The organism is Streptomyces sp. NPDC059743 (assembly GCF_042732975.1).
Classification (GTDB): domain Bacteria; phylum Actinomycetota; class Actinomycetes; order Streptomycetales; family Streptomycetaceae; genus Streptomyces.
In genome coordinates this window covers 1-16,365 of record NZ_JBHWGS010000012.1, presented here as the reverse complement: position 1 = coordinate 16,365, position 16,365 = coordinate 1, and the positions used below count along the sequence as shown (strand labels likewise).

Sequence of the window (16,365 nt, the reverse complement as noted above, 5' to 3'; positions counted from 1 at the left end):
CCAACCCCGCGTGCGCGGGGACCACGTACGGCGCGACGCTCGACTGCGCCGACTGGGTGGACCAACCCCGCGTGCGCGGGGACCACGAGGTAGTCGGCGGCGATTTGCGGGGCGCGGCGGGACCAACCCCGCGTGCGCGGGGACCACTACGCCCGAGGCAAGTCCGGGCAGGGCTTTGAGGGACCAACCCCGCGTGCGCGGGGACCACGACGGCACCGAGCCGGGCATGGGATCCGGCGAGGGACCAACCCCGCGTGCGCGGGGACCACAGCGCGCAACGTATCTCGCTCTTGGTAGATCGTGGGACCAACCCCGCGTGCGCGGGGACCACAGCACCATGGCCCGGGTGCCGGCGGGGACGCCGGGACCAACCCCGCGTGCGCGGGGACCACAGACTCCTACAGAGGGACTCTTCCCGACCGAAGGGACCAACCCCGCGTGCGCGGGGACCACCCCGACACGGCCAGGCTGGTGACGATCCAGGTGGGACCAACCCCGCGTGCGCGGGGACCACAGGAGCTGACCTGCTGTTTTACATGGGCGGAGACCCGTTTTTACTTACTTTCAGGAATTCCGTCATAAGTGTCATTTCAGGTAAACCGTGATGTTGGCGTCCTCGACTTCACCTGGTGCCGTGAACATGGCCTTATCCACTGCCGACAGCCTACTTCCGACGGTGCTCTCCCGCGTCGGCCTCATGGCGAGGCACACCCGCGAACCGAGCGCTGTCGGCGCAGACTCATGGCGGTCCGAAGGCGAATGTACTGAGGCCGACCTGGCGGGAGTTGCGTCTTGTTGCCGGTTCCCTGCTGCCGCTCCCGCGCGCTTCGCGCGCATACGCCGGGTACCGAGTTCCACTGCGGCTCCTTTCGCTGACCGCCAAGCCTGCCGCTACCCAAGGGCCACCGGGCTGACGCGGCAGCAGTAGCAGGCTGCGTCACATGACGGGTGGCGGGAGCGCGTCGCTGATCGAAGCGGTTGTGTCCAGCTCGCGCCGGTTGACAGCCTCGGCCAGCAGTACGGCGGGTTCGTGCCCGGCCGCTTCCGTATCGGCGAAGGTGGCGGCGAGTGCGTACCGGACGGTTCCGGCAGGACGCGCTGCGCCAATTCCGGCACCGACTCGCCGAGGCCATCCGTAACTGTGCCCGGCCGTACCAGGCCCGACGGCAAGCCCGAGGTCTTCCTCATGCGGATACAGGCCGACTGAACGCGCGAGGACTGGGTCGAACTGGCCGTCGGCCAGGTGCTGTTCGGCGCGTACGCCTCGCCTTGGACCGACCAACTAAGTCGCGTATCGAGTCGTGATCAATCCGCGGATTCGCCCGTGTGTCGGGGCTTGACCAGGTAGATCGTTTTGCATGACGCGAGTGCAACTGACGGACGCGGAGACGGAGTTCACCGGGCCGTACCTGCCGATCGGTGGCTACGGCCCGTACCCCGAGCGGCTGCGGCAGCAGTTCGAGGGCATGCGCAAGGCGGATCCCCGGACCCCGGCTCCTTCCGCGTAGCGGGCTGGCTTCAGTCCGAGCATCTGGTCGTAGAACCGTCTGCCGGGGAGGTGATGGACACACGGTAGCCGGATCCAGAGTTGAATTCGGGCCCGGGCTTGCGCCCTTCCGCGTCGAGGATTTCCTCGGTCAGGAAGTAGACGTCCAGCATCGTCGTGCCGTCCCCCTTGTCGAGGGTGAAGCATAGATCCGCAGGCCGCTCTGCCTTCGACGACTTCGCGAGGGTCTGAGACAACTCCCAGCCGTCGCGCTCCGCTGCCGCCCGGTAGTACTGGATCACTTCGGCCTTCTCACCGGGGAATACGTAGGTCCGATCGGCGTATACCGAGGCGTCGCCGCTGTCTGCCCAGCAGCCGGACTCGAGGTCCTCGAAGCCCTGAGGTACGACGGTTCCTTCGGGCCGGGAGTCGAGGATGTCGTACGACTCCAGCTCCTTGACACGGCTCTCGGTGTTCTCGCAACCCCGGTCGAGCGCGGCGTCCAGAAGAAGGGAATCGCATCCGGTGAGAGCTCCGGTCGCCAGTGCAACCGTCAGCAGCAGTGCGGCACAACGGCCGGTTCCCGCACGAAGTGCCAAGCCGACTCCTGTGGTTGAGATGTCAATATAGGCGGACCTCACGCCTCTGGCACCAAGTGTGCACGGCCGGTGAGATTAGCACGCTTTCTCTCGGGCTTCGCGGTCTCCGCGATCAGGGCCTCCGAGATCAGGGCCTCCAGCAGGGCCTCGAAGACGCCTGCGGCACGCTACTGCCGGAAGCGGTTGTGGACAGTCGACCAGGCACCGAACTCCCCCGGCGTCTCCCGCCACTGCCCGCTGGTCGCGAACCGCCAGATCACGCTCTCGAACTGCTGCCGCAGCCGCTCGGGGTACGGGCCGTAGCCACCGATCGGCAGGTACGGTCCGATACGCGATCGAGGGGGCCGCGCCCACGACGGAGACGGGTTATATCGAAGGCCGCTGTGCGGCTGCACCTGCAACGTGCTGTATGCCTGGACCGGGCCGGGAAGAGGCGTACGAGTATCCGCCGCTCCGGTCGTGCGCTCCGGTCGTGCCGGGGCTCGGCCTCCGCCTCCGCCTCATACGACCGGAGGAACTCACTGAGCCGTGCGGGCAAAGGGAGATCGTGCTGCCGGTCTTCGCGTACACCGACGTGCCCCAACCACCTGGCGTGTGGTCTGCCCGGCCGGGACCCGATGGCCCGCTGCTCGTCGGAGAGCAGGTCACCGCGCTGCACGGCACCACCCGCAGCGTAAGCGGCGCACGGTCCGGGACGACAAGGCCGGCTTGCCCGCCCCAGGACTCCCGCTTTTACGACCTGCGGTGTACAGACCACCCGGCCACTCATGGTGCGGGTGGGCCGGTCAGCCGTCCCACATCGTTGTACGCCGCGAGCAGGCGCGGGCGGTCGACGCCCACGGAGAAGGCGCGTTCCCCGCACACCCACTTCCACCCGATAACGGCGCCCGGGCCGCGCGCCGGAGGTGATCGGCGCACCGAGCGCCGGGTCGGCAACTCCCAACCACCTGGCCCGTCATCAGCAGCTCACCGTTCCGAATCGCGGGGGAGAGGTATCTCGTCCTGGATCAACGGACCCATGGCCCCGCCCACTTGACGCTTCTCGCGGATGCGGCCCTCTTCGACCATCCGGGCTGCCTGCATGGTTCATGGCGGATGTTTCGGTGGAGGCTCAGTTCGTGGAAGCCGACGTCGAGCAGGAGCCGTACGGTCGCGGTGCCGTAACCAGTGTCCGAGGCGCCGTGGCGGAGAGCGAAGCCCATCTGGCGTCCTGGCAGGGTTCGACGGCGGCGAGTGCGTGCGCTGGTTCCGGTAAGACAGCGGCTTCCGCCGCAACGTACCCGAACCGGCCGACGGGCGGCAGAAGGGCCGCTCTTCGGGACCCCGGGGGATCCCGGGGCTTGCGGAAAAAGGCCCCTGCCCCTTCCTGCTTTCTCTGCCAGGCCGTCGGCAAGACGGTCCGCGCGTACGCACCTGACCTGCCCGTTTTCCTGGACGCGAGGTACGAACACCTCGAAGTGGTCCTGGGCGAGCAAGTGACACCTTCGCGCGGTACGACCTCGCCACCGTGCTGTCGGTACTCATCCGCTTGACGGCGTCCCGGCCGACCTTCGTCAGATCCTGGCAGAGCACGTCACCAGATGAAGACGCCGCCGACCGCCGCCTCAGCACGTGGGCCGCATCCTCGATGTTCGCCGGCCTCCCCTTGATCTGATCCATGTACCAAGACCGGGATTTCCCGGAATCCGACCGAGGCGCGACCAGTTCGTGCTTGCCACGGATCGGTACACACTCGCGCAGGGCTGTGACGGGGCTCCTGTGCGCCACGACCACAGTCACGCGTGGTGACACGCGAACGACCCAAGCAGGTACCCGGTCGAAGTTCTCCCGCGAGGTGGCCACCACGCGTCTCCCCCCCCCGAGACGCGCGGGGCCGACGCTCACAACCCCGTCGCCACGGTGCAGCTCGAAGGACCACCCCCGCATGCGCGGGGCCGACGGCATGGAGGCACTCAGCCGCTACTACGACAGCGGACTATCCCCGCATGCGCGGGGCCGACCAGCCACCGGCCGCGAAGATGTCCCGCAACGCCGGACCATCCCCGCATGCGCGGGGCCGACGCCGCACCAACTTCTTGTCAACCGCCGCGCCGAGGACCATCCCCGCATACGCGGGACCGACCCTGTTGGCCTGGGCGTTTGTCAGCGGTCAAGTGTCATTTCATTCAGGTGAGTCTGAGCGCCGAAGCTACTGGTTCGACTCTTGAGGCGGTGCTTGAGTGGTGCGAGGGTCATGATTCAAGGCACCTCCTTGGAGGCATAGACGCCTGAACTACCTTATATCGAGGCGATACTGAGCAGAACTCGGCCGTTCACCCCGACTGCCCAGCGCGACGGCCAATGCCGTCGTGGCGAAGCCGTCGTGCTCCTCCCCGGATTGCGGCCACAGCTCCTCTGTCAGCGCCAGTTGGGCGTCAGTCTTCGTGGGGTGCTTCCTCTTCCAGGAGTCGTTCGGCGATGTCGGCGGCCCATTCCTGTGCCCACTGCCGCAGTGCGGTGGTCGCGGACTCGTCCAGTCCGTAGGCGGCGAAGTCGGTGTCGTCGATCCAGTCGGCTCCGTAGAGACGTGTCTGAAGGTCGGTGAGGTCGAAGGGGACGCGGGTGTGGCGGCGTCCGAGTTCTTCGAGTTCCGGGTGGCTCCAGTGGTGTGCGGCGGCTTGTACGTCGATCAGGTCACGGGCGAGTCCGTAGTCGGCCAGTGCGCGGACCTTGGTGCCGATGACGTCTTCGAGGGAGAGAACCAAGCCGTGTTCGGTCGGGACGGGCGGTCGCCAAAGTGTCTCCTTGCGGATGTCGACCTCGTACTGCTCCTGCCACCGCCGCTCCTGCCTGGTGGCGGGATCGGTGACGATCAGCTGCGCGGACAACGGATCCGTCTCCAGGGCCCTTACGTGCCAACCGCGTTGCTCCAGCCCTGCTCGCACGGCGGTGGCGATGGTCTCCATGCGTTCCGGGCTCTCCGTCGCGACGCTCAGGTCCCGACACCGGTCCCAGTCCCGGCCCCGATCCCGGCTCAGCCGGTTGACCAGGCCGTGCGCGTGGACGGCGTAGTCACCGGCGAGTACGAGAGGATACGTGCCGCCTGCGGCCAGTACGTCCGCCAGGAGGCGGCGTTGCGGCGGTGCGGTGGAGTTCGGAAACCGGACGGAAACCACGTACAGAGTCAGCACCATTCCGAACCGGAGTGATCCGCAGTGATCTCCACCCCTGCCTTTCCGTTGTCCGGGCCGTACACGCTGAGATAGGCGGTTGTGCCGCCGATCCGCTTGGTGAAGCAGTCGGACGGCGAGCCGTCCGCGTCCGTGGCCTGCGGCTGCCAGCCGTTCGCTCGCGCGGTCTCCCGGTAATGGACGAGAACGCTCTGCCGAGAGGCGTCGTACGGGAATTCAGTACCGACGGAGACGAACAGATCGTCGTCGTCGCACCCCTTGTACGTCTCCCCCTTCCCGGCGCCCGCGGGCAGCGCGTCCAGCACCGGATCCCCCGCGATCGCCTCCGCGAGCCGGTCCTCTTCCTCCCTGCACCCATAGGTGAACAGGAAATACCTGATCGGTTCCCCGACGAACATCACCATCGGCACGGCAATCAAGCCGGCCACCAGGAGCCCCACCCAGTGTCTCCGCATGCTGCGGGACGCTATCGCAGGAAGAAGCCCGAGCCACCGCCGGTCCGCCGGCCACGCACAGGGCACCGCACAGAAGGCACCACACAGGGCTCAGCCAGGGCTCGACCAGGGATCCCAGGGGGCTATTCGGCCTTGTGGTCCTGCCAAGGCAAGACTTCGACAGTCCCGAGGGGCCACTGACGGTCTCTGCCCACGCCAGGATTTCGCGCCTCGGCTTCCTCCGCGTACTGCTCGTACCAGCGCACCTGTTCGCGGTGCAGGGCCGGGCGGGACAGCCGTCCGACGGGCGGGTAGCAGGCCCCGATGGTGTACGCCAGGACGAGCGCGGCCTCGGCGTCGTGATGCGGCCGGCCGGGATGGTCGTGCGGTATGCCGTACCACTCGGTGACCGTCTCCAGGGCGCGTCCGCCGGAGCGGAAGGGGTCGGCGTGCCGGTCGAGGACAAGAGGATCGCAGATCGGTGACAGGCCGTGAGGTACGCGGTCGGCGAGAGAAGCGAGCCTGTGCCGCAGCAGTTCGGCTTCCAGGGTGGTCAGCACGAAGGGCGCGTGCCAGGCGACCAGCGGCTCCTTCGTGGTCAGATGACCGGCAAGCACGGTGGCCAGCTCGTCCAGGGCCTGAGCGGCGGGAATGCCTTCCGCCCGTGCCTGCTCCACCGTGATGCCGTGATGCTTGCGAGGCGCGACAGACAGTGGGCCCGGCCCGGGATCGATCAGCCAGTTTCGATTTGTTCCGTCCGTGCTTCGTACGGCTGCTCCGAGGATTCGGTCGATGCCGTACCGATTGCCGGTCGTGGCGATGTCCACGGCCATGAGGCGTCGGCGGTACCAACCGGGGTGAGTACCGCGGGGCGGCGGCGCGGGTTCGCGAACATGGTCCGGGTGGCACACCTCCCAGCCGCCGTACTGAGTCGACAGCAGTACGCCGAGCCCTGCTGGTACCGGTTCGCCGCAGACCTCGCACTCACCGTCCCGCTGGTTCTTCCGCATCGCGGCGACGTCTCCGGTGAATCCGCCTGGTTCGGCCTCCGGCGCATGAGCCGGGTGATACACCACCCAACTCCCCGACCGGCTCCGCAGCAACACACCGGTCTCAGGAGCCACCGTCCCACCGCACCCGACACACGGCCCTTCGTACCGGTTGGTGCGTGCCGCGCTGGTCATGCGCCCCACCTCGATCATGCTCCGCCGCTTCACCAACGAGAGCCGATGCTGCGCCCTACGAGCGCGAAAGGCCCGAACTCGCTCCCGCCGACCCCCTGCCCGCCGACCTCGCCAGCAAGCCCCAGGCTATGCCGGACCTTACGCGTGGAGACGCTTCGACGGTTGACCACCGGCCACCCGAACCAGCAACAGTCCTTCACCCCGTCGCAAGTTGGGACACGGAGACACCCGGGGGCCAGGAGACATCAGGGCGCGACGCTACAGGCATTGGCGGGCCGCACAGTTACCACCGACGCCTGCGGTACGGCCACCTTGCTGCCACTGGTCGCCTCGGTACGGACCACCACCTGGTGCCGGTCTGCCGACACCAGTTCACCGCACACATCACCGGAGTTCGTACTCACCTTGATCAGATGCGTCTGCGCATCCCCGGTTGTCACCCAGGCCAGGGCGAGTGCCCCGACGACCAGCAGCAGCCCAAGAACACAGCATGCCGAAGCCCACGCCAGGGCTCGGGTCACCCGGGACACCTCCCGCTCGGTCCACCGTCGCAGTGACTGGCCGCCGAGCAGGATCTCCTGTCCCGGAATCCCGTGCGCCGACCGCACTGCCAGCAGAGACCCTGCCAGCAGAAGTACGAATGCTCCCACCAGCAGGCCGGTCGCCGTGTTCCGCGCCCAGGCTGGCAGCTCTGCCAAGTTGTCCCGGCCCTTCAGCAGCGCTAGTACGGCGAGCAGCGCCGTCAGCCCTGTCAGTCCGGTCCGCCAGCCCTCGGCCTGCCGTCGCAGTTCCGGAAGCCGAGTGAACTCGAGATCGCGCGCGAGCTGTGCCCAACGGCGGTCGGAATGCCCGCTCATGGCCGGATCCGCCAGCTCGCACCGCACCCGATGAAGAGGGCGTCCGTAGGCATCTGCGGATGCGCGTGCCCGCACGCACAGAAGTGCACTTCTCCGATCAGCGGCTCGGGCTCGGTTACGGAGGGACTCCGCCGGGTCAGCCGGTCGAACAGCCCCTTGGACCCGGTTCCCGGCAGCCCTCGCCGGAATTCCGTCTCCGTACGGCCACGACAGCGCGGGCATGTCCCCGTCACTGTCAGCCCACCGCCGTCCGGGGAGGGCCGCTGGGTGAACGCGGGGGCGTCGAGTTCCCCGAGATCTTCCTCGGAGTAGGGCTTGTCGTGGTCGTGCGGCTGCTGCTGCGTCATGAGTGATCGTTGTCCTCGTCGACAGGCGGGAGCTCCAGTCCGAACATCTCGGCGTAGAGCCCGAGCCGTTCCCGTACCCACTCGGTCGACTCCCCGACTCCCGCGGCGGCAAAGGCCAGTCGCTCGGGAGTGATCCGGCCGGCGATCGCTGGGAGCATGCCGTCGAGCCTTTCGGAGAGGATCGCCAGATCCTGCCAGAGAGGCAGGACATCGGAGGCCACGGTGATCAGGGACGGCGCGGGCTCCAGGGCCAGATACGGTGTGATGCGCTGCCACGTACGGGCGATGGATTCGCCGAGGCGGCCGGCGATGCTGACGAGGTCAAGAGGCACGAGCGATTCGCCCGGTCCGGACACGCGGTACTCCGGGTCGAGGGCTACCTTGTCATGGAGGCCCGGCATGCTGTCAGGGAGACCGGCGACGGCCGCCATGGTCAGTTCGGGTACCAACGCACCGATGGCGCGTAATGGCTGCAGAAGCTCAAAGGCTTTGCGCGTGCTGACATATTTGGCGCAGGCGTAGCCGATGAGCCGCTCCGCGGTCAGCGGAGTCCAGCGAGGACTTTTCATCCACCCGTATTCATCGTAGTCCCACTCGATCAATACCTCGGTCTCGTCCCGTGTCGGCCGGTACTCTTTCAGCTCATCGGCCAGGACGGGTGAAGAGAACTCCGGGCCGAGGCCCAGGCGTCGGACTTCTTTCCGTGTTGTCTTCCACGTGAATGAGAGTTTCTCGCGCAATTGCTGGCTCGCGGTGAAGAGCACATCCGAGGTCGGCAGTGCAGGATAGTCAGTCGCGTCGATGGAGGCATTCTGGCCGGAGAAGGCGTACCGGCTGGCCATCGGTAGTTCCTCCCAGGCCCGTAGCAGGTTTGCAGCGTCAGGGGCGTCCACCCCAGCGGTACGCAAATCATTGACGGATTGGGCGAGTTCTTCCCGCTCTGTCTGATATGAGCGGGTAAAGGTCAGATCGCGGAGGGAGACGCCTGCTTCCAACCGCAGCCCCGCGCTGTGGAGGTGGGTGACGAGCGACGCCATCCCGGGCTCAGGGACGAAGTCATGCCCTGCTGATCCAGATGTGTACCGTCGCTGATGGGCCAGGCCCAGGTGCTCGGCCGCCCGAGCAAGTATTTTCTCCGCCTTGCGCAGGGGGATCTTCCACTCCGAGGCAAGGGCGATGGTGGCGGCCCAGGGCAGCAGGGGGCGACCCTTGGCGTCGTCGACGTAGCGCAGAAGGATCGGCAGGAGGTCGCCCGGAGCGTCTGCCCAACGGGCGACCAGGGTGGCGTCGGGTGCTTGCTGACCCAGCCAGGCGAACTGAGAGATGTGCTTCAGCGCTGTGAGGGGAGTGATACTCAAGCGGTCGGCTACCCCTGGAATATCCCAGGGTCTTGAAGTTGGCCTCCAGGACCCTCCATCCTCTTGCACGTAGAGCAGGACGAGATCGCTGTCGTCACAGACATGATCTCGGTGGTACCCGGGCACCTCGCCCAGCGACTGCCTGACGAGAGGCGCGTACCGTCCGCAGGCAGCGGCCAACTCGCCGAGGGACTGTGCGCTGTCGGCGGAAGCGCGGACGATGCCGCTCAGGTCTCCGGGAGCGTGACGGTAATTATTCTCGGTGCGGAACTGCCAGCTCTGCTCCGGACCCAGCAGTCCTCTCATGATTCGCGCGTCGATGTAGGTCGGCGTCCAGTCCAGGTCGCCATCGAATACAGCCGGTCCGGCCAGCCGGGGATGAACGATACGTAGTCCTCGGGCCACGCGCAGCGCCTCCGCCACTGTGATCTGCTGGTCATGGGCGAGCGAGATCACGGAACGCCAGTCCCTCCTGATCTCTGTCGCAATGTCTGCCCAGCCTGGCTGAGGCACCGGATGACCTGCCAAGGACAGTGGACCTGCTTCTTTGCCAGGCGTCCGGTAAGCGCTCCCGAGCGCTGCGGAACGCCAAGGCTGGACGGCATCCTGGACAGCACGTTCCTCGTTGGTGTCGGACTCCTCATCGCCGACGAGTTCGTCCAAGCGGAACCAGCCGACTGCATCGAGGTCCACCGTCTTGCTGTAGTCAGCCTTGACACCAAGGCCCTTGCCGCTCCACTTCTGCCAGATCACACGTGCCGCAGAGAGATTGTAGGATTCCAATTCGTGAAGCCATGCAAGGTCCAGCTCGGACCAGGTCGCGAGGGCTCTGGCCCCCAAGCGCCATTGCTGCCGAGCCCATTGAACGTCGTAATTCTCCAGCTTCTTGCGATTGACGCTCAGCTCACCTGCGTGTGGGCCCGTCAAATTGAGGACATAGCCGAAGGGCCGCTCATTGTTGGCGATGCCGTCGCACAGGATTGCCCCGTTGCCTTTCACCCACCACAGCGTTCCCGGCACGGCCTCGATAGCTGTGTCTGCTGCGATCTTCAACTGACCGGTACCGGTTTGTAGAATGCCGGGCAACCACACTCGCTCTCGGCCGGACTCGCTCCGCACCTCCAGCCGGAACTCGCTGATGAGCACCAGTGCGCGCAGCACCGACTCGCATGAGGCCCCGGACAGAGTGTTCGTGTCGCGCAGATAGAGCCGTACGCGTGTGCCACCTTCCGGAAGTACCTCGCCGCTCTGTCCATCGTCTTCCTGAACCCGGAAAAGACTTCCGCTCCCCGGAATGTCCACTCGCAGTGCCTTCCGGGCGGGAATCCCGTGCACGTCAACCGGCCGGGTGACGATCGTCATCTCGTCGGCCAGCATGAAGTAGCTGAAGACTCCAATGCCGAAGCGGCTGTTGGGGTACAGCCGCAGCGACGAATCCTGCCGGAGCCAGCCCGCCTGCTCCCGCCGGAAGTCCCGTGACTGTTCGAAGCGGCGGCCGGCCCGGGTGAAGGTGTTCTTGAGCTGGTCGACCGTCATGCCCACGCCGTTGTCCCGACACTCGACATACCGGCCGCGGGTGTCCGAGCCCGTCTCGATATGGATGTTCCCCGCCCATGGCGCGGGCTGTTTTCCGCGCCCGCGCAGATAGCGTGTGCGCATCTGCCTGTAGCGGCAGGCGTCCATGGCGTTCTGATACAACTCCCGCACCGCGAGCGCGGGTTCCCCGTCGTACAGCTTCTCGCCCATGAGCAGTCGGCGGACCTCGGTCTGCGCGAGGGAGAAGCGGAGCAAAGGCACGTCGTACGCGCGTCGCCCTCGATCCTCGTGCGGTCTCAGCCGTCGGTCCGTCACCCGTGCGGGCAGAGCCTTGAGCAGCGCGGCCTCGGGTGCGGGCAGCCGGCGTGCCGTCTCCATCAGCGCGTAGCCCAGTTCGTCGGCGTCCTCGACGATCGTGCCCAGCGCGGCATGGACCGCAGGATGCGGGCACACCGCGTCGAGGTGCAGGTCCTCGGCCGTAGTCCCGTCGTCTTCGGCGTTCCAGAAGGCGTCCCGCAGTACTGCGATCACCTCGCGGGGCAGCACAGGGTCGGAAACGGCGAGATGCTCGGCGAGAACCTCGGGGAGGGTACGGGTGTCGAAGGCCAGAAGCGCGGCGAGGTGCAACAGTGCCGCGAGAGGGCGCACTCGTAGTCTCTGGGGCTTGTCCGACACGCTGTATCGGTCCGGGAAGGAAAGCTGCTGGTCGTCGGGTGGAGACCCGAGGGCGAGGCCGCCTGCGACCGTCCGTAGTGCCGTCGACAGTTCGGCCGCCCGGCCATTGGTCCGTCCGTCCCTGCTGGGCGCACCCGCGTTCAAGAGCTGTGCGGCGAATCCGTCGGCCACGGCGGGCGGCACGGCCTGCTCGTCGGTCTCGAAGCGTTCGGCGATCCAACGGTGCACCAGCCAAAGCGTGACGGCCTCCAGCTCGTGAGCCGGGTCGTCGCGCCACCAAAGGCGACCCGAGAGCTTCTCCGCGATCTGGGGGTGATGTTCCACGATCTGCTCGTAGTGCCGACGCTGGTCGTTGCCGTCGTCCTGATGGTGTACGGAGTGGGGAGTGACCTCGGCGGCCTGGCTGAGCCGGCTGGCCCAGGCCGCCTCGTGCAGGAACACCCCCGCGATCAGTGAGGTGACCTCCAGAGCGGACAGTTCGGCGTCCTTGGCCAGGAGCCGGGGCAGCCGGTCGCGCAGCAGACGTACCGGAAAGTCGTCGTCGGCCCATGGGTCGGGGAGCCGCTCCTGAGCGCGGTGGACCTGGCGGGCGGCCTCCGAGGCGAGCGTGATCAGACATTCCTGGAAGCGAGGAACGTTATCGGCGTCTGACTCCGGTACGCGCTCCCACAGCGCCGGCTCACGTACGACCTCCCGCCATGACTCGAGCAGCCGTCTGCCTCTGGCGACCACCAGGGCTCTGGTCTCCTGCTCCAGATCGGTTCCGTAGTGGATCCGCACATCCTGTGGTTCCGCTCCTCGGCGCAGGGCCAGTTGCCGGGTGAGCCGACGGGCCGTCTGGTACACGTCCTCCACGGTTGTGGCCTCGGTCAGTGGATCGAACGCCTCCGCCAAGGCCAGGGTGAAGAAACTGCCTGTCCCCGAGTAACCGCTCCGCTGCCCAGGTGCGCAGCCCGACATCACGGCAAAGCCACCACTGGGCGGGCCCTTGGTGACGTTGCTGCCGAAGGCGGTCGCGCCCCCGTCCTCGGGCGAACGGCAGGCATCGATCAGCCACAGCACCGTGCCCGCACTACAGCAGGTCAAGTACTTGCTGATGTCGGCATCGAGCAGGGACTCACGGATGTGCGGCTGCTCCCAGGCGGCCGGGTTGTCGTCGAGGGGCGCGCGAGCATCGGCGGGTACCAGATAGTCGGTGTCGCCGATGCGGACGCCATGGCCGGTGAAGTGCAGGAGCAGGGTGCTTCCGGTGGGAGCGTGCGTCGAGATCTCGGTGATGCGCTCGGTGATCTTGTTACGCGAAGGGTCACGCAGGATCTCGACTTGATAACCGGCACCTCGCAGAGCGGCAGTCAGTTCACGGAGGTCCGCGGTGACCGCATCCTTCAGCGGGCGGAAGCGGTGCGCCGCCGCTGGGATGTCGCCCACTCCGATGAGCAGTGCTGTACGACTGGCCTCTTTCACGGACCCCCCGTTCGTGACTTTGAACGGGCCTATGATCCCACCGCTCGCACGGAACTTGCGGGGCGACTGGCTCGGTGATTCGCACGCCTCCGGCTACTTACGCCGTCGGCTACTACGGTGCCGAACTCTCTCTCGGTCGCATCGTGGTGCACGCCGTCAGCGGCGCCATGACCGATGACCGGGCTTGCCGTCGGTCAGCCGACGCAGAGGACCAGTACGCAGATTCGGTCTGGGGGCTGGGGTGTTGGGGTGGAGGGTGGGGGTGGGGTGTCTGCGGTGGAGTTGTTGGGTGGCGAGGACGGCGGTGGGGGTGTGGGTGTGGCTGTTTGTGGGGGTGCGGGGTTGGTGGTGGGGGCGGCGGTGGGGGCTGTGGGGGTGGTGGTGCGTGGCTGGGGGACTGTTGTTGCGGTGGTGCGGGCGGCGGCAGCAGCGGTGGTTTGGCGTGGGTTCTTTGTTGTGGTGGAGGCCACCAGGGTGGTGGTCTTCCGTGGTGGGCCCGTGATCGCGGACAGGTGGGAGCCGGTGCCGGTGCCGGTGACGGTGGTGGAGTCCTGCTGATCGCGGGTGCTTGGCCGTATGGAGGACGAGTCGGTGTCGGTGGCGTCCGCCAGGGTGGTGGCCGTGGCTTGCGGCTCCGGTGTCGAGGATGCCTGCGCGTCGTGGCCGGTGGACGGGCGGGACGGCAGTACGGCGAGTGTCAGACCGCCTCCGACGAGCGCGACGGTCGACGCGACCGCCGCCCGGCGGCGCTGCTTCTTCCAGCGCGCCAGTTGGCGGCGCCGGGCGGCGCGGCCCTGTGTCGTGGGATCGGTGTGCTCGGCGCCGCTCGACGGCACGGCGTACGGCGTGTCCGGCACGGTCGATGCAGTCGATACGGTCGGCTCCGCGTCGAGGTGAGGCGCCCAGGCCGCCGCGGGCTCCTGAGTGGGCCACACCTCCGTCGCCAGCACGGTCGCCGGCGCCGTGTTGCGGTCGTGGGGGTCGTGGAGACGGTGGCCAGGAGGCGCGATGTCCGGGGCGTACGCGCCGCACCCGGGGCACACCAGTGCCCCGTTGAGAGTCCGACGGCACGAGGAGCAGTAGTCCATCCGCGATCTTTCTGTGCTGACTGCGCCACCAGGGAATCCGGCGACCTGTTCAAGTTCGCACTCAGGATCGAGCGGGCAACAACGTAACGGCACGCGCGGGAGGTCGTGCGTCGACTGTGTGTTGCTCTCGCGAAGATTCTTCGCCGACGGCTCCTCGGCGGCTCCTCAGCGGCTGCTGGATGGATCCTCAGCGGCTCCTTCTGAACTCACGCCTTCAGATACGCGAGCACCGCCAGCACCCGCCGGTGGCCGGCATCCGTCGTCGGCATTCCCAACTTGCTGAAGATATTGCCGATGTGCTTGTGCACCGCACCGTCGCTGACCTTCAGCAGGCCGGCGATCGTCGCGTTGGAGTGGCCCTCGGCCATCAGCGCCAGCGTCTCGCGTTCCCGCGGAGTCAGACTGTGCAACGGGTCGTCGGTGCGGCGGCGTACGAGCAGTTGGGCGACGACCTCCGGGTCCATCGCCGTACCGCCCGCGGCCACCCGTTCCAGCGCTTCGAGGAAATCCGCGACCTTTCCCACCCGCTCCTTGAGCAGATATCCCACGCCGCCTCTGCCGTCGGCCAGCAGTTCGGTGGCGTAGCTGTCCTCGACATGCGCGGACAGGACGAGCACCGCGAGACCAAGCGCTACGGCAAACTCACCCGCCACCCGGTCGGCACGGTCGCGGTACTCCAGCAAGGCGGACGCCGCCTCTTCGCGCTGGCCTACAGCCAGGTCGATGGCAGAGGCCTGTTCGCCCGGTCGAGCGTGGCCCTCCTGGAAACCGCCCCTGGACGAGGTCCTACAGACCACGCTCTCCGCCCGGGCCACGTCGCCTTGATCCGTTCGACGCGGGCATGTCAGGCTCTTCGCGCGAGCATTTCTGTGAACGCGCCAACGTGTACGGGGGGTTGGGGTCGTGGCTGTCACGGTGCCGGAGTGGGCCGACATTCTGCTGGATCTGATCGGCGTGTCCTGGCCGAATGTGGACGAGGACGCGTACCGGGAGATGGCGGACGCCCTGCGGGAGTTCGCGGAGGATCTGGAGGACGACGGGCAGCTTGCCAACAACCATGTGCAGCGGCTCATTTCGTCCGGGCACGAGCAGGTGGACGTGGTTGTTCTCGCCGTTGAACTCGACCAGTTCGCATTCGAAGTCGGCGCAGACGGCCCGCATGATCTCCTCCATGCGTGTCAGGTGGGCGTCCTTGAAGACCTTGTGCCGGTACTTCGTCACGAAAACCAAGTGCGCGTGAAGAGCGAAAGCACAGTGACGACCAGTGCGGATGTTCTGATACTCGGCCATAACCAACGGTAGTACGGTGATCGCATGCAGTTGAGGTACAGCTTCCGCCTGTACCCGAACGGCCCTCAGCGCTCGGCGCTGGCCCAGGCGTTCGGGTGTGCGCGGGTGGTCTACAACGACGCGCTCCGCGCCCGTGAGACCGCCCGCGCCGGCGGTGAGGCGTTCCCGAAGACCGGGGACCTGTCCAGGCTGCTGATCACCGAAGCCAAGAAGACCGAGGCGCGCGCCTGGCTCAGCGAGGTGTCCGCTGTCGTGCTCCAGCAGTCCCTGCGGGACCTGGACGCCGCGTACCGGAACTTCTTCGACGGGCTGAAGGGCAAGCGCCCGCACATGGGCGCGCCCCGGTTCAAATCCCGCAAGGACAACCGGCAGGCCGTCAGGTTCACCGCGAACGCCCGGTGGAAGATCACCGCCGGCGGGGACCTGTCCTTGCCGAAGATCGGGGACGTGCGGGTGAAGTGGTCCCGCAGCCTTCCCTCGGTCCCGTCCACGGTGACCGTGATCAAGGACGCCGCCGGCCGGTATTTCGCATCGTTCGTGGTCGAGACCGAGCCGGTCACTCTGCCCGGATCGGATCAGGCCGTCGGCATCGACCTGGGGCTAGGGCACTTCGCGGTCCTCTCCGACGGAACGAAAATCGAAGCCCCGCGCTTCCTGCGCCGTGCCGAGAAGAAGCTCAAGAAGGCACAGCGGGCCCTGAGCCGTAAGACGAAGGGCAGCAACAACCGGGACAAGGCCCGCATCAAGGTGGCCCGCGCTCATGCGCAGGTGGCCGACGCGCTGCGCGAGTTTCACCATCAGCTCTCAACGAAGATCATCCGTGAGAACCAAGCGGGTGCGACACGAGGTCGCTCCATTCAAGTGGCCGTATTTCGAA

12 protein-coding genes, 3 pseudogenes and 1 CRISPR repeat array (1 of these 16 only partly in view) are annotated in these 16,365 nt (G+C 67.1%); of the genes and pseudogenes, 4 read left to right on the top strand and 11 right to left on the bottom strand.

The genetic code is table 11. The annotated features are described in order from the left end of the window. Nucleotides 1-514: a CRISPR direct-repeat array (repeat unit 29 nt; unit sequence GGGACCAACCCCGCGTGCGCGGGGACCAC) (it extends 1,343 nt beyond the left edge of the window). Between the two features lie 516 nt (nt 515-1,030). Together ACFV6H_RS21700 and ACFV6H_RS21695 are read left to right on the top strand one after the other, a co-directional pair. Beyond that, entirely contained in the window at nt 1,031-1,207 is a 177-nt protein-coding gene (locus tag ACFV6H_RS21700; protein WP_385544507.1) for a hypothetical protein, read from the top strand. A 151-nt stretch (nt 1,208-1,358) separates the two neighbouring features. Continuing rightward, nucleotides 1,359-1,508 carry a hypothetical protein gene (locus ACFV6H_RS21695; protein ID WP_385545095.1) on the top strand — a complete coding sequence of 50 codons (150 nt, stop codon included), beginning with the start codon at nt 1,359-1,361 and terminating at the stop codon, nt 1,506-1,508. Between the two features lie 10 nt (nt 1,509-1,518). On the opposite strand, the gene ACFV6H_RS21690 is transcribed toward ACFV6H_RS21695, so the two are convergent. From ACFV6H_RS21690 to ACFV6H_RS21645, 10 genes and pseudogenes are all read right to left on the bottom strand, one after another. Further along, entirely contained in the window at nt 1,519-2,085 is a 567-nt protein-coding gene (locus ACFV6H_RS21690; RefSeq protein WP_385544504.1) for a hypothetical protein, read from the bottom strand. A 170-nt stretch (nt 2,086-2,255) separates the two neighbouring features. After that, nucleotides 2,256-2,414: pseudogene (locus tag ACFV6H_RS21685) on the bottom strand (transposase); the annotation flags it as partial. 2,085 nt (nt 2,415-4,499) lie between these two features. Then, nucleotides 4,500-5,258, bottom strand: a complete 759-nt coding sequence (locus ACFV6H_RS21680; RefSeq protein WP_385544501.1) for a nucleotidyl transferase AbiEii/AbiGii toxin family protein — start codon at nt 5,256-5,258, stop codon at nt 4,500-4,502. Then, nucleotides 5,249-5,683: a hypothetical protein gene (locus ACFV6H_RS21675; RefSeq protein ID WP_384979005.1), complete on the bottom strand. Its 435-nt coding sequence runs from the start codon at nt 5,681-5,683 to the stop codon at nt 5,249-5,251. The genes ACFV6H_RS21680 and ACFV6H_RS21675 overlap by 10 nt, the downstream gene beginning before the upstream one ends. Nucleotides 5,684-5,832: 149 nt before the next feature. Beyond that, nucleotides 5,833-6,762 (bottom strand): 3'-5' exonuclease, encoded by a 930-nt coding sequence (locus tag ACFV6H_RS21670; protein ID WP_385544498.1) that lies wholly within the window; start codon nt 6,760-6,762, stop codon nt 5,833-5,835. Nucleotides 6,763-7,118: 356 nt separating this feature from the next. Continuing rightward, nucleotides 7,119-7,730 (bottom strand): hypothetical protein, encoded by a 612-nt coding sequence (locus ACFV6H_RS21665; RefSeq protein WP_385544495.1) that lies wholly within the window; start codon nt 7,728-7,730, stop codon nt 7,119-7,121. Then, on the bottom strand, nt 7,727-8,077 hold the full coding sequence (locus ACFV6H_RS21660) for a hypothetical protein (protein ID WP_385544492.1): 351 nt from the start codon (nt 8,075-8,077) through the stop codon (nt 7,727-7,729). Before ACFV6H_RS21660 ends, ACFV6H_RS21665 begins: the two co-directional genes overlap by 4 nt. After that, the gene (locus ACFV6H_RS21655; protein WP_385544489.1) at nt 8,074-13,110 is read right to left on the bottom strand and encodes a caspase family protein; all 5,037 of its coding nucleotides are present in this window, start codon (nt 13,108-13,110) and stop codon (nt 8,074-8,076) included. The genes ACFV6H_RS21660 and ACFV6H_RS21655 overlap by 4 nt, the downstream gene beginning before the upstream one ends. A 194-nt stretch (nt 13,111-13,304) precedes the next feature. Further along, nucleotides 13,305-14,060 carry a hypothetical protein gene (locus ACFV6H_RS21650; protein ID WP_385544486.1) on the bottom strand — a complete coding sequence of 252 codons (756 nt, stop codon included), beginning with the start codon at nt 14,058-14,060 and terminating at the stop codon, nt 13,305-13,307. Nucleotides 14,061-14,404: 344 nt separating this feature from the next. Beyond that, a complete protein-coding gene (locus tag ACFV6H_RS21645) occupies nt 14,405-14,995 on the bottom strand; it encodes a LuxR C-terminal-related transcriptional regulator (protein WP_385545054.1) in 591 nt (196 codons plus the stop codon). A 106-nt stretch (nt 14,996-15,101) separates the two neighbouring features. Here ACFV6H_RS21645 and ACFV6H_RS21640 point away from each other — a divergent pair. Next, a pseudogene (locus ACFV6H_RS21640) lies at nt 15,102-15,284 on the top strand (hypothetical protein); the annotation flags it as partial. On the opposite strand, the pseudogene tnpA reads toward ACFV6H_RS21640, so the two are convergent. After that, nucleotides 15,282-15,488, bottom strand: a pseudogene (tnpA, locus tag ACFV6H_RS21635) (IS200/IS605 family transposase); the annotation flags it as partial. The pseudogenes ACFV6H_RS21640 and tnpA sit on opposite strands and share 3 nt — an antisense overlap. A 24-nt stretch (nt 15,489-15,512) precedes the next feature. Between tnpA and ACFV6H_RS21630 the strand changes: the two are divergent. Continuing rightward, a partial coding sequence (locus ACFV6H_RS21630; RefSeq protein ID WP_385544483.1) for an RNA-guided endonuclease InsQ/TnpB family protein occupies nt 15,513-16,365 on the top strand: 853 nt, incomplete at its 3' end.

Excerpts from the sequence above, each read along its gene's own strand:
- ACFV6H_RS21695 (WP_385545095.1), top strand. The coding sequence starts at position 1,359 with ATGACGCGAGTGCAACTGACGGACGCGGAGACGGAGTTCACCGGGCCG.
- ACFV6H_RS21680 (WP_385544501.1), bottom strand. The coding sequence starts at position 5,258 with ATGGTGCTGACTCTGTACGTGGTTTCCGTCCGGTTTCCGAACTCCACC.
- ACFV6H_RS21665 (WP_385544495.1), bottom strand. The coding sequence starts at position 7,730 with ATGAGCGGGCATTCCGACCGCCGTTGGGCACAGCTCGCGCGCGATCTC.
- ACFV6H_RS21660 (WP_385544492.1), bottom strand. The coding sequence starts at position 8,077 with ATGACGCAGCAGCAGCCGCACGACCACGACAAGCCCTACTCCGAGGAA.